General features: G+C 45.7%; 14 protein-coding genes. 2 read left to right on the top strand and 12 right to left on the bottom strand.

Going from position 1 to position 15,476, the window contains the following annotated elements; genetic code table 11:
* Positions 1–173 precede the first annotated feature (173 nt).
* The 7 genes from K6Y21_RS03005 to K6Y21_RS02975 form a co-directional block, all read right to left on the bottom strand.
* A complete protein-coding gene (locus K6Y21_RS03005) occupies positions 174–2,627 on the bottom strand; it encodes a tetratricopeptide repeat protein (RefSeq protein ID WP_233070197.1) in 2,454 nt (817 codons plus the stop codon).
* A 511-nt stretch (positions 2,628–3,138) separates the two neighbouring features.
* Positions 3,139–4,410, bottom strand: a complete 1,272-nt coding sequence (locus K6Y21_RS03000; protein WP_233070196.1) for a zinc ribbon domain-containing protein — start codon at positions 4,408–4,410, stop codon at positions 3,139–3,141.
* Between the two features lies 1 nt (position 4,411).
* The gene (locus tag K6Y21_RS02995) at positions 4,412–5,503 is read right to left on the bottom strand and encodes a hypothetical protein (protein WP_233070195.1); all 1,092 of its coding nucleotides are present in this window, start codon (positions 5,501–5,503) and stop codon (positions 4,412–4,414) included.
* A gap of 528 nt (positions 5,504–6,031) precedes the next feature.
* The gene (locus K6Y21_RS02990) at positions 6,032–6,391 is read right to left on the bottom strand and encodes a hypothetical protein (RefSeq protein WP_233070194.1); all 360 of its coding nucleotides are present in this window, start codon (positions 6,389–6,391) and stop codon (positions 6,032–6,034) included.
* Between the two features lie 86 nt (positions 6,392–6,477).
* Positions 6,478–6,966, bottom strand: coding sequence for a hypothetical protein (locus K6Y21_RS02985; RefSeq protein ID WP_233070193.1), 489 nt, complete (start codon positions 6,964–6,966; stop codon positions 6,478–6,480).
* Positions 6,967–6,979: 13 nt separating this feature from the next.
* Positions 6,980–8,095, bottom strand: a complete 1,116-nt coding sequence (locus K6Y21_RS02980; protein WP_233070192.1) for a hypothetical protein — start codon at positions 8,093–8,095, stop codon at positions 6,980–6,982.
* A gap of 57 nt (positions 8,096–8,152) precedes the next feature.
* A complete protein-coding gene (locus K6Y21_RS02975) occupies positions 8,153–9,088 on the bottom strand; it encodes a hypothetical protein (protein ID WP_233070191.1) in 936 nt (311 codons plus the stop codon).
* A gap of 328 nt (positions 9,089–9,416) precedes the next feature.
* On the opposite strand from K6Y21_RS02975, the gene K6Y21_RS02970 reads away from it, so the two are divergent.
* Both K6Y21_RS02970 and K6Y21_RS02965 read left to right on the top strand, forming a co-directional pair.
* Positions 9,417–10,109, top strand: coding sequence for a hypothetical protein (locus tag K6Y21_RS02970; RefSeq protein WP_233070190.1), 693 nt, complete (start codon positions 9,417–9,419; stop codon positions 10,107–10,109).
* 15 nt (positions 10,110–10,124) lie between these two features.
* Positions 10,125–10,994 carry a hypothetical protein gene (locus tag K6Y21_RS02965; RefSeq protein ID WP_233070189.1) on the top strand — a complete coding sequence of 290 codons (870 nt, stop codon included), beginning with the start codon at positions 10,125–10,127 and terminating at the stop codon, positions 10,992–10,994.
* 146 nt (positions 10,995–11,140) lie between these two features.
* Here K6Y21_RS02965 and K6Y21_RS02960 read toward each other — a convergent pair whose 3' ends face one another.
* From K6Y21_RS02960 to K6Y21_RS02940, 5 genes are all read right to left on the bottom strand, one after another.
* Positions 11,141–12,400 (bottom strand): AAA family ATPase, encoded by a 1,260-nt coding sequence (locus K6Y21_RS02960; protein WP_233070188.1) that lies wholly within the window; start codon positions 12,398–12,400, stop codon positions 11,141–11,143.
* Entirely contained in the window at positions 12,397–13,038 is a 642-nt protein-coding gene (locus K6Y21_RS02955) for an RNA ligase family protein (protein ID WP_233070187.1), read from the bottom strand. The genes K6Y21_RS02960 and K6Y21_RS02955 overlap by 4 nt, the downstream gene beginning before the upstream one ends.
* A gap of 188 nt (positions 13,039–13,226) precedes the next feature.
* The gene (locus K6Y21_RS02950; RefSeq protein ID WP_233070186.1) at positions 13,227–13,571 is read right to left on the bottom strand and encodes a low molecular weight protein tyrosine phosphatase family protein; all 345 of its coding nucleotides are present in this window, start codon (positions 13,569–13,571) and stop codon (positions 13,227–13,229) included.
* On the bottom strand, positions 13,571–14,224 hold the full coding sequence (prfH, locus tag K6Y21_RS02945) for a peptide chain release factor H (RefSeq protein WP_233070185.1): 654 nt from the start codon (positions 14,222–14,224) through the stop codon (positions 13,571–13,573). The genes K6Y21_RS02950 and prfH overlap by 1 nt, the downstream gene beginning before the upstream one ends.
* Positions 14,221–15,426, bottom strand: coding sequence for an RNA ligase RtcB family protein (locus K6Y21_RS02940; protein WP_233070184.1), 1,206 nt, complete (start codon positions 15,424–15,426; stop codon positions 14,221–14,223). The genes prfH and K6Y21_RS02940 overlap by 4 nt, the downstream gene beginning before the upstream one ends.
* Positions 15,427–15,476 lie beyond the last annotated feature (50 nt).

Below are 15,476 nucleotides of genomic sequence, written 5' to 3'. Positions count from 1 at the left end.
CTTAATTGTGTTGTAAGTAGCTTATTAAATGCTATGCCTTCGAAATAGACATTTATATATAGCTTTTATTTACGATGATTGTCTACGAAGAAGTACTACTAAATATTCTAATCACTTCTCAAATAGCCATTCTGTTTGCTAGTACTCACCACCGGCAAAACTCCCCACCCCACCTAATCAAAGCTCAAACACCTTAGGTGCGGGGCTTTGTCAACCTCAAACCCAGCGCCATGGCCTTGGTTTTGCGCGGCGAGCTCATTAATGGCGCGCTCATAACCCAGCGCGGCGGACTTTTCTAAATGTTGTCGTGATTGGATGAGATCTTTAGTGAGCCCTTCACCCAAATAATACATGCTGGCAAGTACATAATGGCATAATTTGCAATCCTGGTCGGCGCCGGCAATCAAATAGCCGATGCCATGGCTGATCCCAGATTCTTCCACTGCATTTTCCAGCAAAAAGCACGCTAGGTTAAAATAGGCTTGCTCGGCTTGGTTTTTTCCGGCTTGTTCATACCAATGGATCACCTGCTGAACGCGATCGGGGGCATCACTGTCCTCTTGATAATACAAGGCTAGCGTATATTGCGCCGCAACCAGATCATGCTCCGCTGCTAGGGTTAAATACGGCTTAGCGGCGTGTTTATCTAAGGGTAAGATCTCGCCCAAAAAGTAGCGTGTGCCCACCACTTCACAAGCATATGCATCGCCAAAATCAGCCGCTTTAAGCATTAAATCTGAGCTTAGTTTTTGATTGTATTTAGAAAAATCAGGCTGATTAAGCAGTAAAGCCAAGTTATATAACGCCCATGTGTCTTTGGGGTCATCGGTGTGAATGTAACCTTGCAAGTAATCATAGGCGCGCTCTGGAACTTGGTATTGGTGCAGGTAGATGGCGCCTAAGTATTCCTTAGCGGCGCTGACTTGCGCTTGTGCTTGCTCCAAATGATGTGCAGCTGACTCATATTTCCCTTGATCGAAATGTAATACCCCTAAATGAAAATGGCTAAGCTTATCGCCCTGCTCAGCGGCCAGTCTCAACCAGTGAGCCGCTTGTTGATGATTGGCAATCACGCCAATGCCGTATAGTAAACAATGGCCTATGTTCGCCGCCGCTTGTGACCAGCCTAATTCATAAGCTTGATTAAACAGTTGCCACGTACGAAGTTTGCCTTCAGGGTGGTCAAGATCGAGATACAGCCGAGCGAGTAAGTAATGGGCTTCACCGGAGGCATGCCCCAAGGCTTTCGTCAGGTAAATTTGCGCTTTATCCGGTTGTTTTTCACAGCCGCGGCCATGGTAATAACAAAAGCCTAGCTCTAAGGACGAGCTCAAACAATCGCCTTCATCGGCGGCTTTATGAAACCAAACCAATGCCTGTTGTTGCTCTTGTTCATCATCGCTGTTGCTGAGCGCCATCGCGTATATATGTTGACAAACGTGATGGCCTAACTCGGCGGCGCGTTTTAACCAAAACTGACTTTGCTCTAGATCAACCTCGGTACCCGTGCCATCTCGGTACATACAATACAGGTTATTGGCGGCGTCTTCGTCTCCCGCCGTCCCTGCTTGTAAATAATACTTAAAGGCTAAGGCGTCATTTTTTGCGACACCGCGGCCTTCCAAATACGCGGAGCCTAAGGTAAACATGGCACTCATATCGTTTTTTGCGATGGCTAATGTTAGGTACTTAACCCCAAGTTCAACATTAGCAGGGGTGAGCCCAAGGTAGAGCTTACCTAACAGCCGTTCTACATCTTCATAATGGCCTAAGGCTTGGTGATATAAGGCGATTGCCTTTTGCGGATCTTTTTCAACACCTAACCCCAGACTGTAGATCCGTGCTAGGTTGTAACAACTTGTTTCATCCTGATCTTGCTCGATGGCCATTTCATACCATCGGATAGCCTGTTGGTAGTGATCATCATCTTGGCAATGCTTTTCACTGTGATAGCCAAGCTGAAATATAATGTTGCCCTGTTGATGGCCGTGCTGGTAAGCGTGATGTAACAATTCAAAGGCATACACATTATCTTGCTCGACCCCTTTGCCATCACGATAACATTGGGCTAACAGATACGTCGCGGTGGCATTGCCACCTTTAGCGCCTTGCAGTGCGTGGTAAAAGGCGCGTTTTGCATCAACCTCAATCTCATCTTCACCATAGTAAAAAATATCGGCTAAATTTTTGTGCGAAAGCGCATTACCTTGCTTGGCCGAGATTTCATAATAATAGATGGCAGCCTCAAGGTTTTTGTCTACGTACTGCCCCTTTTGATACATGGCGCCCAGATTATTAATGGCCCAAGTGTGATGGTCAGCCGCAGCGATGGAATACCACATAAAGACATCTTTAGGGCTGTATTTGGCTTTTAAGCCATGCTCTGCCATCCAGCCCATCGCAAAGGCCGCCCAAGTGTGACCGTATTGAGCTAAAGGCAGTATATAGCTTTCAGCCATGGCAAAATCTTGCTCTACGCCGTCGCCGTTGTTGTATGCCCAACCAAGAGAAAACTGCGCTTCAATGTCGCCAAGGGCGTAGGCCAGTTGCAGGCTTTTAATATTCTGGGGGGCGGTATTAAGAGCAAATTCCCTTAAACCTGACGCGATCAAATCCGTGGTCGACATAGTCACCTCTGCAATAATGCTTTGTATTATGGCCTCTTAGCTGCACGCCTAAAAGCGGATAGAAGGGCTAACCCTAGCTTGTCAGTTTGCCCAAGACATCAGTCAATCAGATAACTCGCCAATAACAGGGTGCGTAAATAAGCGTGAACGACTCTTTTATATCACAAAAAGGTAATGCCCCGCCTAATGCAAAATGATGATTTAGTAACCAAGTGTTTAATATTGTGACGTAATAATTTAATTACTCACCCTCGGCGAAGAGCGCAAATTTACATTAAAAATGCCATTCCCTGAGCAAGCTCAGGTCCCACTGTTACTCACAAACTAGCAACCAAATACAAGCCCCAGTGGGAGGCGAGCTCACTCGGCGAACATCACAAATTCACATTTAAATATGCTATTCCCTGAGCGAGCTCAGGTCCCACTGATACTCACAAACTAGCAAACAAACACAAGCCCCTGTGGGAGGCGAGCTCGCTCGGCGAAGATCACAAACTTAACCAAATAGCACTTATCGCGCGCCATATTCATCCAGTAATGACATGATCAGCTGATCCCCTCGCCTTGTTGCTATTGCTAACGGTGTTTGTCCGGCTTTGTCGGTAGCATTGGCATCGGCGCCTTGCTCTAGGTGCTGTTTGGTAAGGGCCCAATCGCCATGATTGATGGCTTGATGTAGCGACATCACAAACTGGCTGGCGTCGTATTGATTTATTTGATACCCGCAATGCTCGCAACTTGATGCTAGCTTGGCAACCAGCTCTTTACAGCTTGGACAGCGCTTAACCTTGCCGCTTTTTAGGGCAGCTGCTTCTTGCTCGGCCTTTAAGGCTTGTTGTTGCTTTTGTTGCTGGGTTTGCTGATCAAATAAGTCGGGAATGTCTTCCCAATTAAAGCGAGTCTGTTCTTTTTTTAACTTCTTGGCCACACGTTGCTCAAACAATTTCGGTGACATTTTTTTCCATTTATCGGCCTTGCGTCCTGTGGCCTTATCATGGGCTGCGGTGGTGGGATCTAACTGCCTAAAGGGCTCAAGCTGGGGGATATCGGGTAGCGGCTGGCTGACATCCATAAAACGTTGCAACATTTCCCAACAAAGGTAGTGCTGCTGCGGCGAGGCATGTAATTCACCGGTTAAGTTAAGATAAAACACCGCCTTTTGATTACGGTGCACCACGGCCAAATTGGTATAAATTTGCCCCGAGGTGGTATCCACGTGCAAATCCACAAAAGCATCAAAATCGGTAAACGGATAACTGACTAAACCAAAGCGTTTTTTTACCTTGACCATGCCGGTTTGGCGAAAAAAACCATCGCCATTATCGGTAGCAAACCATTCGGGATGTTTAAGTAAATACTCATAGAGCATTCTTCCTCCCAAACAAATCACCCCAAACAATATACTCACTAAAGCTGCTTGCAGTAGGATTGTTTGATCCTCTTTGTAATAGCCAAAAATGAAAACCGAGAATGCTAAAAGCGATATAAAAAACAGAATTATTCCACCACCTAAAAGGTTCATGACAAATGCGGTATACCCCTTAACCCCAGTATATTGAAGTCGCGTATGACTCCAAGAAGAGCCTTCTTCTCCTGTTTCCTCTGCGTCATAAATGCGGTCGGCAATATACTGATAAGGTTCAACTTTAGTGTAATGTTGTGACCAAGGCAGTTTGATACTTCCTTTGCTCCAGGTGGCGTAACGCAATCCGGTTTCTGGCCGTTTAACTTGGCTTGCCTTACCTTGTTGCCATGCGGTGGCACTGTAGTGCTTATCTAACATTTTATTCAACCTCACTGGTGCAAACGTTGCTCACACGCTGCGCCAGCACCATTTGCTCCATTTCGGCGAGAATATGGGCGGGTACCCAAGGGGCGCTCACTGGCCGCTGGCCCCATACCATGAGTTGATATTCTTCTTCCATTTTTGGTAACGGATTACGTTTGCTACGCCCTTCAAAAGAAAACAAATACTGGATAAAGCGGGTGGGATCTTGTTGGTCAATTTGCGCGGCCTTGGCATATAAATCGCGCCAGTAAAAACGCTCTCGACCGCGATACCCCGCTTCATCCCACGCAAGCGTGGTGGGGTCAAGATGGCGATAAGGCTCTAGCTCAGGAATATCTGGTAAAGGTTTGGTGACATCCATATAGCGCTGCACCATGTCCCAAGCGGCAACGGCCTCATGCATGGAAGCGCCCGCCATCAACACATCAATATCATGAGTTCGACGGCCCAATTTATCGGGGTATTTGTAACGCAGCGCTAAACGGAATTCATGGGTACCATTTTGTTGAACAATGGCATTAATCACCGCATCAAAGTCGGTAAACGGTAACGTACCAAAATGGGTGGTCATGTTACCCGTACAACGGTGTAAACCTATTTTTGACCAAATATAGGGGCGACAACTGGGTGATGATGTACCCAATAACACCCGCATTACTGTAAAGATAAGAAATATCACAAATGGGTAAAATAACAGCTTAATTGTAAATACAATGTCTCCTGCAAGGAAAGTCGCTATTGACGTTATAAAGAGTACAAACAGATAACCCCAAGCTAATGGAAAGCTTCCAATCAGGAAAATAGATCGTATAAATCCCATCAAAACAGAGCCAGAACAATCAGGCCCAGTCTCTATGCGATAAGTTTGATGGTCGATAGAAGCATCATGACTTAACTTACCCGGCTCAGCCACCTTCTTAAATTGATATTTTGTTGGATTTAGCCAAGTAATATCACCCCATGGCAGTTTCGCCTTGGTGATGACGGATTTAAAAAAGCTATCATTGGCCGCCGGCGCTGGGTTTGGCCCTTGGCCATGATACGCCGTGTTTGCGTATTCGCGATGGGATGAGTGATACAAAGACATTCAACCTAGCAATTAAGTCACAAAAAGATAAAGCATTCTACCCCAGCATTATTGACAATAAAATCCATATAAACCTATTACCTCGTACATCACAGCGGTATATGCCATTCCCTGAGCAAGCTCAGGTCCCACTGACACTCACAAACTAGCAACCAAATACAAGCCCCAGTGGGAGGCGAGCTCGCTCGGCGAACATCACAAACTCACATTTAAATATGCCATTCCCTGAGCAAGCTCAGGTCCCACTGATACTCACAAACTAACAGCCAGACACCAACACCTGAGAGAGGCGAGCTCGCTCGGCGAAGAGCGCAAATTCACATTAAAAATGCCATTCCCTGAACAAGCTCAGGTCCCACTGTACCCCGTCAATGAACAACCACACTCATTAAGTTTTAGGTAGATGGCACGACCCAAGCGTCATCACCAAATACCATTACATGATTGCCTTGTGATGATGAGGAGCCTGTTATGGTCGTAGCATCTCAGCTTGCATGGGGTTACTTCGCCTTTACATCATGGATTTCTTCAATGGAAAGCACGCGCGACCTTTTCAGCCATGGCTTGCTCCGCTGCTTCGTACTCTTGTTCGCTCATATCGCGCCAATAACGGGGATCGCGTCCTATGGCTACATCATGTTTGGCGGTGGTCGGGTCTAAATGGCGACATACTTCTAACGTCGGCGCGTTAGGCAACGGCTCGGCGACATCCATGTAACACTGAATAAAGTCCCACCACGCCAGCCCATCGGCAATGCTGGTGAAGTTGGCCAAACCGACACTGCTAAATTGAAGGGACTTGTCATCCTTATGCACAAAAATGATATTGCAGCCAGTCGAGGTCGGCGTTGGGCTGACAAGGGGCTGTAAGTAAGGAATAAACTCCATAAAATTCACACTTTTTTTGCTTTTTAAACGGCCTGATAACCAGCTATATTGCCAAAAGGTGATCATTCCTGTCTGACGATTTAATTCTAAAGCGGGACTAGCCTTACCAAAAATATAGTCTGAGTAAGGGGGGGGAGCCTAACTAATCCAAGAAACACAAGCCCAACAATCAATATGCAGCCTATAATTGGAGCCATTTCCTTAATTATCTTGATTGATAGTTTTAAATCGGAAAAAGCAAAATACAATGATAGCAGCAATACACCTATAACTATTGCAGTCCCTCCAATGACAAGTAAGCTACCACCAAATTGGCACAAGATCCCCAACCATGCCCTTCCACCCGTCACGGTTCGAATACACTGATGATTAAATTGAAACAAGCCATCATCTTCTGCTATACCCTCATCCTTCAAAGAAGCATACAACCCTTTTAAGTAGGTGGATGGCACCACCCGCGCGTAATCACCAAACTCCAATGGATGATTGCCTTTTAGTTGATGAGGCTCAGGCATTGGCGTGGTTTTCCAATACTGGTATTCATATGCTGTTGCTGCGTAATAGTCTTGTTGCACGATTTGGCTCCTGTTATGGCTGCAGCATCTCAGCTTGCTCAGTTTCTAACTCGACTTCTTCCTGCCCTTGCTTTAAGCGCTGCTGGTAAACCTCTTCGGGGATATACGGCGGTGTGTACGGCGCAAAGCCATTCATCATCACTCGGTATTCCTCTTCCATCACCTTGATGGGGTTATCACTGCGAATACCGTCATATTGAGTAAAGTAATCTTGCCACTGTGGTTTACTGTGCTGGGCATAAAAATCAACCCAAAAGTTATCGGGTCGCCCGCGCTTACCCGCTTTATCAAATGCCGCTGTGGTCGGGTCTAAATGGCGAAACGGCTCAAGGCTTGGGATATCCGGTAAAGGCTGCTCCACGTCCATGTATCTTAACAAGGTATCCCATGCGGCCTCGATTTGTGAATAATCGGTGCCGCCACTGAATATTTGTATTTCAAAAGACTGGAATTGATTTTCCGGGTGCTGGTATTTCAACACTAATCTTAGGTGGGTGGTGCCATTTGTCATCACATTATGCTCCACCACGGGCACGCAATCGGTAAAGTTAGCCTCACCGATATAAGCGTGTTTCACTTTGCCGGTGCGGCGATAACACCCTTCACCGCTCCAGTGATAGCGTTTAAAACCTTTTAGGTTTTTTTCTATTAACCAATAGTTTAGATAAGTTCCTATACAAGCCACTATGAGTGGAAATATCCCAAAAATAAGAAACGCTTTAAAAGGCAGTAGCGTCATCTCAATAATGCATCCAGCTAAAAGCGCCCCCCAACAAGCAATGATCAGTATCCATGCCATTGGAAATGACAAGATGCTAACAGGTAAGCCAAGGAGTGCGAAGAAGAACTCACTGGAGGCTTTTTGTTCGAATGTCGTCTTAAACGCCTCTTCACTCCAAGGCCAATGCTTAGGAAAGCTTGTTGATTCATATTGCAAGCTAAATTCGCGATACCAATAAGATGGGAACTGCCAATGGATCGGACTCTTGTAGCTGTATTGATTGTGCCAAATAAGTTGGCTGTCTATGAGTAAATGCTCAAGCAGATTGGCTTGGTAAATTTCATTAATGCGGGGGCACTGACTTCCGCGATAAGCGGTATCGGCATAACCATTTTTTTCAGCTGACATAAGTGACCTGAGACTGTTTATTTACGTTAATTAGACAAAGACGGTCAACCAATCGCATCAGTAATAAATCCGACTGATTTTTTCAGCCATGGCTTGCTCTGCATCTTGGTACTCTTGTTCGCTCATATCGCGCCAATAACGGGGATCTCGTCCTTTGGCTGAATCATGTTTGGCGGTGGTCGGGTCTAAATGGCGGCATACTTCTAACGTCGGCGCGTTAGGCAACGGCTCGGCGACATCCATGTAACACTGAATAAAGTCCCACCACGCCAGCCCATCGGCAATGCTGGTGAAGTTGGCCAAGCCGACACTGCTAAATTGAAGGGACTTGTCATCCTTATGCACAAAAATGATATTGCAGCCAGCCGAGGTCGGGGTTGGACTGACAAGGGGTTGTAAGTAAGGAATAAACTCCATAAAGTTCACACTTTTTTTGCTTTTTAAACGGCCCGTTAACCAGCCAAAGTGCCAAAAGGTGATCATTCCTGTTTGACGATTTAACTCTAAAGCGGGACTAGCCTTACCAAAAATCCAGTCTGAGTAAGGGGGGGGGAGTCGAACTAATAACAAAAAAACCACACCTACGAATAATAGTCCTAATGAAAATGGTAACGTGCCAGAGATGTATAAGAAGGCATTGGATAGGTCATCATACTTTTTTATAAAGGTAACAATAAGACTCATCAACAGAAAAGCAATTCCCGCAATGACTAACATGCTCCCACCAAACTGACATAAAATCCCCAACCATGCCCTTCCACCTGTCACGGTTCGAATGCACTGATGATTAAATTGAAATAAACCATCATCCTCTGCTATAGCCTCATCCTGCAAAGAAGCATGTAGCCCCTTTAAATAGGTGGATGGCACCACCCGTGCATAATCACCAAACTCCAATGGATGATTGCCTTTTAGATGATGGGGCTCAGGCATTGGCGTGGTTTTCCAGTATTGGTATTCATACGCCGATAACGCGTAATAGTCTTGTTGCATGTCTGGGCTCCAGAAGCTAAATACGGTCAGTCGTGGGAACGCTAAGCTGAAACAAATATGACCGATACAAATACAATCGCGGCCATGGATCACGCTTATTTTTTCAACAAAAGCAATAGACCCAAAAGCAATAGTTCTAAGTGCAAACCACAAAAGTCACAAAAAGATAAAGCATTCTAACTCAACATTATTGACAATAAAATCCATAAAAACCTATTATCGCGAGCTAACACATTGAATTAGCAGCTTACTTGTTGTGTTGGCTAATGACTTAGCTGCGCACTATCTAGCCACAAGTTTGGCCCTAACTCATCTAAAAGGATCGCAAGTGTTTCAACGCCAGTTATTCTGCCTATTGGTCGCCATATTAAGCTTGCCTGTACTGGCGCAATCCGCCCCTAAGGCGAGCTATCGAGCCGGCCTCAATCATGAGCTCATCATTACCACGGCAAAGGGCAAGCAAGTCATCGCCCATGTTTTCTCAACCCAAGAAACCAGCGCCGAATACAGTGCCTTGGCTGAGTTTAATCACCAAGCCGCACTCTTTTACAGCAGCAAAATGGATGAGCTCTATTTCACCTTCAGCCAAACAACCCCGGAGCTTATCGATTGTGTTTACGTCAGCTTACGCACCCAAATTAACGTGCCAGTCAGAAAGTTTCGTTGTGGCTTAAACGAAAAAATATCGCCAACTCTGTTTGAACAGCAAAGAGAGGACTTTGCCAACACCTTGCCAGCACAAGCAAACGATCTAAACATCGCCGCCCAAGTTAACAGTACGGGCAAGGTGATTATTCCCATTTCGCAAGCCGAACACTTTGAGGTTCAAGCTGTTTACACCACGCAGAATCTCGAAAACGGTGAGCCGGACATGTTTATTGTGCAAGATGGCGTGTCAACCAAGATCAACGCCAATGGGTTTTATGTTGAATACAAAGGCAAAGGCACCAAGCTTAACGCTTCCAGACTGTTTAAAGTCGTCAGCAAAGAAGGCACAAAGCTTGCCCCGTTCACTGAGTAGCAAAAGGTAAGAAGGATGCAGAGCAGACGCCGCCTTAACATAATCACTATCTCATTATTGATTGTAAGTGCTCATAGTGTGGCAGGGGAAATACCTGACTTAACCTTTGAAGAATTACAACAGAAGAAGAAATGTTTAGTCGAATTCGAAGCACCCAATATGCCTAAATATGTCAAGCCCAGCTGTAAACCCAACACACAAATCACGGCACATTGCCAGCTTCCCAGCGATAAGCTTGAAGTTAGGTTTGAGTTCAAAAAGGATAAAATTTACTGGCAAGGTAAAGAGCTAAAAATGGGCGCGCCGGTACAAGAATGGCTGGCCATTTTCAATGCCCCTTATACCCCAGGGGACAAAATGATCGCTGAATATCGTACTGATTTTAAGACGTGCAGCCGATATCCTCATTACAATCCAAGGTACAGCGATTATATTTTTATACCTAGCTTAGGAATAAAAATCACCGCCTTGCCCGACCCAACACCTTATCAACAACAGCATTACCATCTAAAACCTTTTGATAAGGGGGTGTTACAACGCCCCGTACGCCAGCTTACTGTGCAGTTGAATAAAATACCGTTTCGCAGTCTTGGCACCCCTGTGCCGATGGAACACATGTCCCACCCCTATGGCATGCTATTAGAAGGTCATTATTTAGACAAATTTACCCCCTACAATAAACAAACCTTTGGCATCACCCGCCCCTCATTTAAAACCCAGTTTTATAAGTATTTAGGCAATCAGCCCAGCCACAGCCCTAACGTGATCGTCAGTTACTCTTTAAAAGACATGTGGTTTCACGAAGTGACTATAGAGCCTGCTGTGGATGATAAGAAAGACATGATGATTAAGGCATTTGGGCCTAATGGGATCAAAGCCCTTTAGATGAAGCAGAAATTTAACAGTGGCGATGGTCAAACACCACCGCCCCCGTTAAAACATTAGCAGCGCAACCAACATGCCGCGTTTTTCATCTTCTCTCCTATCGGCCTAATCGATTGCAGGTAAAGCAACTAAATTTCAAGTAGTTCCTAAAACGAACCTTGTCTAAACAGCTCCTTGCCTTTTTCACCGATAATCAGCATGCGGTGGCCTTCGGTTATTGAAGGCCACTCTAATTTAGCGAGTTGGCTTGTAATGATGTCATCGCCAACAACATGACGCCGACTTTTGTTATGGCTGCGCAGCGTACTTTCCTTAACCTGAAAGGCAACTAGGGTGATCAGCGCTCCGTAATTCAGGCCCAGATCGCAAATAATTTGCCTAAAGTCTTTACGGATATTGGTGGCATCCCAAACAACATTTTGCTTTTTAGCTAAGGCGGCTTTTAGTCGGGATTTAGCCAGTTGTAACACTTGGCCGCGTTGTTTTTGGCAGCTTCGTTTGCCATTGAGCTCTTCACGGATCTTGTCTAACGAAATCACCTCAAACCCATTTAGGTTTTGCTCAATCCAAGTGGATTTACCACTACCGCTGACACCACACATGACATAGAGATGGCTGTGATCCAGTCCGCCTTGATAATTCTTCGCCACCCCTTGCTCGATCATATTGATCTGTTCAGTGGCAAGCTGGCGCAGGGCATAACCATTCAAATAGTCCTGCTCGGCGCGAGAGGCCTTGATTTGAATCGGCTTTAAAATAGCCTCAACGGCGTCATCCTCACCCCATAGCTGGTACTCTTGAGCAAACATTTTAAATTGTTCAAGCAAATCGATTTGTAGCGACTGATCAATACAAGTTCGCCCTTGCATATCCGCAAGTTCAAGCCAATAAAGAAGCGCTAAATCTACATTCAAAGCCAAGTGTAAATAGTGGCTATAACCCGTATTTTTGATCACTAGGCCCTTGGGCATCTGATGAAACCCCACCAGCCCAATAATGGCCCTGATGGCTTTGTGCTCAAGGGGTAACTCGGGCAGTTTAAGGGCTAAATAGCTTGCCCCTATCTCCTCGTGTTTTGGCGCAACAACACGCTCAATCCCTGCCATAAGCTTACGCTTGGTGGTGATGGGTTTAGCAATGTCGTGTAGCAAAGCAGCTAAAATCAATATTTGCCTATTGACCCCGGTGATATGCTTAGCGTCAGTGCTGAGTAGGTTATACAGTTGGCTCAATACCATATCGGTATGAATGGCTACATTCCCTTCCGCATGCCAAATCTTGTCTTGCTCGGTGTCGCTAAAATGGTGCAGTAACGGAAATGTATCCCCTAAATACCCAACACACTCAACAAAAGTGGGCGTATGCGACATGGCTAAGCTGTTGAGCCAATTAGCGAGTTTGCTCATTTTAACCTCCCAGGTTTATGGCTTAATCCATTAGGCACAACGCTTTCATGCATCCAGTGCTTTTCACTGATCACATGGTTAGGCCTCACCCATTTTGCAACGCTTTGGTTAAATTGTGAGAAATGAAACGCATCAGCCACCCTCACTACGTAACCTTCTTGATGCTGGGTATCCAGCACTAGGTTTTTTATGGTGGTTTCACACCATGGGCCAAGATACAGCTCCTTTGGTGTGATCAGGCCAAGCTCTGCAAAAAATGCCTTACTGTCTTGCCAACTTAAGCATTCGTTGTGCTCATTCCATAAGGAAAAAGCCATAAAGTAGCTTGCTAATGCGTCATAACTAATCGAATGCCTTGCGTATAGATTTTCGCCGCAAATACGCCACCCCTGTGGTATGCGGTAACCAATCTCAGCTTGTAAGCCTTTAACCCAAGCTCTTGATGGGTGAAACCGACTATCTAGCGAGCGGGCATGGATAAAGTCGCGGTAAATAGTGGTATTTTCGCCATCCATTTTTTCCGTAACAACAACTTGTCGATTTGCCAGACCACTTAAATTACCTTGGCGTATGTCATCATAGGTCGCCCCCGGTGACCAAGGTAAATGCGGGGTGCGAGGGTATTTTACTTTCATCATGTAACTCCATTGCTTATTGTTGTGATTGAACGCAAGGTTCAATGCTTTCCTCGTTTTAAGCACCGCATAGCCGATTCCCCATACTAAAAATGGCGAAAAAGCTTGCGGTGTGGAGATGGAATTACATGGTTCTGTCCTCTGCTTATCTGAACTAATACAACTAATACAACTAATACAACTAATTCAACTTAGGTTAAGCTTAAATAATGGCTAACACTTTGTTTTATCATGCTTATTAACTCATCATCCATGTATTGATAATCGTCGGGGATATCTAATACTTGAATGTCTTTATAGATTAATAACTTGTTAAAGCTCGCCTTTAACCTCTCTTGATGTTTTTGCTCCATAACAAAAATAACATCTGCCCACTGAATCATTTTGGCATTCACCACGGTGTTGGCATTAGGGCTGATGCCCGCCGATTTAACGGCTAGCGCAGGATGATTTTTCCATACCTGTTCACCCGTTGGGCTTCGCCATTGGTTACGACTGCAAATAAACAGTACATGGGTGACTTGATGCTCCTTCATTAATTAGCGCCTCCTTTTTCGCCGCGATCATGACTTAAACGAAACTTGGCGCCTTTAAAGGTTTTTACCGGATCGCCACGTTCAACTTGCCAATGCTGTTGCCAACGGGCCTTGTCTTGTTGCGTCATTGTCGCCATTTGGTTAGCTTCAACCTTTTGCATCAACATGGCCCTTGCCAAGCGTTTATTAGCATGTTGGCTGCGCTCACTCTCAACCCGCACCGAAATGCCCGTTGCCAGATGCGTCGCGCGCACTGCTGAATCTGTGGTATTGACGTGTTGTCCGCCCGCGCCCGACGCGCGACATGTTTGAAAGGTCACGCTGTTATCCAGTTGGCTCTCATCAATGTCGTACACTTGACCACTAAAAAACCAATTTTTCCGTTTATGCTTAGGCCGATACTGACTTTGGCTAACCCATAACATGGCGCCCTGCCATGACAGAGCCAGTTGTTTCGCGCTGTGCTCTGGCGTTGAATCAAGTTGCAGCAACACCGATTTATAACAATCTCGCTCTGTTGCTACGATAGCTTCAACCACATCCAACCTGATGTCTTTTTCGATACTTTGTTTAGCGATCATGTTCAGCGCCAAGCCGACGGCTTGACAGCATTCTATAGGTCCTTGCCCTGCAGATAGTTGCAGTAAAATCATCCCGCGCACCCCCCGTTGGTTTTAAAGGTTAAAACGGGGCGCAACCTTGCCACCACCTCAATGAGTCCTGCGTCGACCATATCGCTGATCACGGTTTCACATTTTTTATAGGCTTGCGGGGCTTCATCGTATAACAGCTCTTTACTACCACACACCACTCGACTGCCTAATGGCGTACGGTATAAGTCTTCACGCTTGTATTTATGACCGAGACGACCATGACATTCACCACGCTGCCACTTACGCCCTGCGCCATGGGCGAGTGAAAATAAGCTAATGCGGCCATTTTCAACTTGGCTTAAGTCATCCCCATTTGAGTTAACTAGAAGGGGGTTAACTAACAGGGGTTTAACCAGATAACTGTGATCCCCTCGAGAGCCCGGAATAACCACATAGCCTTTGTCACTGGGAGTGGCACCTTTTCTGTGTAGCCAGCCATCGCAGCCATCGAGGTTTTTGGGCGATACTAGGTTATGGTTAATGTCTAACGCACAATTACCATTAGCGCGTATTGCTTCTAAAAATCGCATGGCAATTAATTCTCGATTTAGCTCGGCAAAACGCACGGCTTCATCATGCTGGTGCATGTATTTTGCAAAGTCGGCATCACTTTCAGATAATCCATCGTGACTGTATTTTGCGATATGCGCCGCTAAAATGGATTGTCCTAACCCGCGTGAGCCCGAGTGCACCAAAAGCTGCAGGTGCTTTTTATTCAGTCCTAACTCATCAAGCGCAGCTTGTTGATACACCTTATCAATGGCCTGAAACTCAGCAAAATGGTTTCCCCCGCCGATAGTGCCTAAGGCGTGATCATACCCTTGGACATGGATGCTTTTTTCGGCTTTTCGAGTGTAAATAACCGAGTCCCAACGCTCATCGAGAGGCAGTTCAACATGGGTAAATTTTTTAACTAACTTATCTAGATTGATTTTGGCAACCTTGGCAGAGGTTTGCCACAGCGACATGCCACAACCTATGTCGTTACCCACCAGCGCAGGGTAAATTTTGCTGGTGGTAAAAAAAGCTGCCCCGATGGGATAGCCTCGGCCAGGATGTAAATCCGGCATACCCGCAACGCGCTGCATGCCCTCTAGCTGTGCTGTTTTGGTCAGTTGTTGTATTGCCAGCCCCTCAATCCACGTATTTTTAGACGCAATAAGGCTAACATTTTCAGAAATGTGTTGGACGGATTTGCCCATAATACCAATTCCTTTTTCTTAATTAGAAAAACAGGATTAAAACGAAAATC

Source organism: Motilimonas eburnea, from assembly GCF_021295345.1.
Lineage (GTDB): Bacteria > Pseudomonadota > Gammaproteobacteria > Enterobacterales > CBDFNC01 > Motilimonas > Motilimonas eburnea.
Note: the sequence above shows the minus strand (reverse complement) of the source record. Positions and strands in the feature narration are given on the sequence as shown.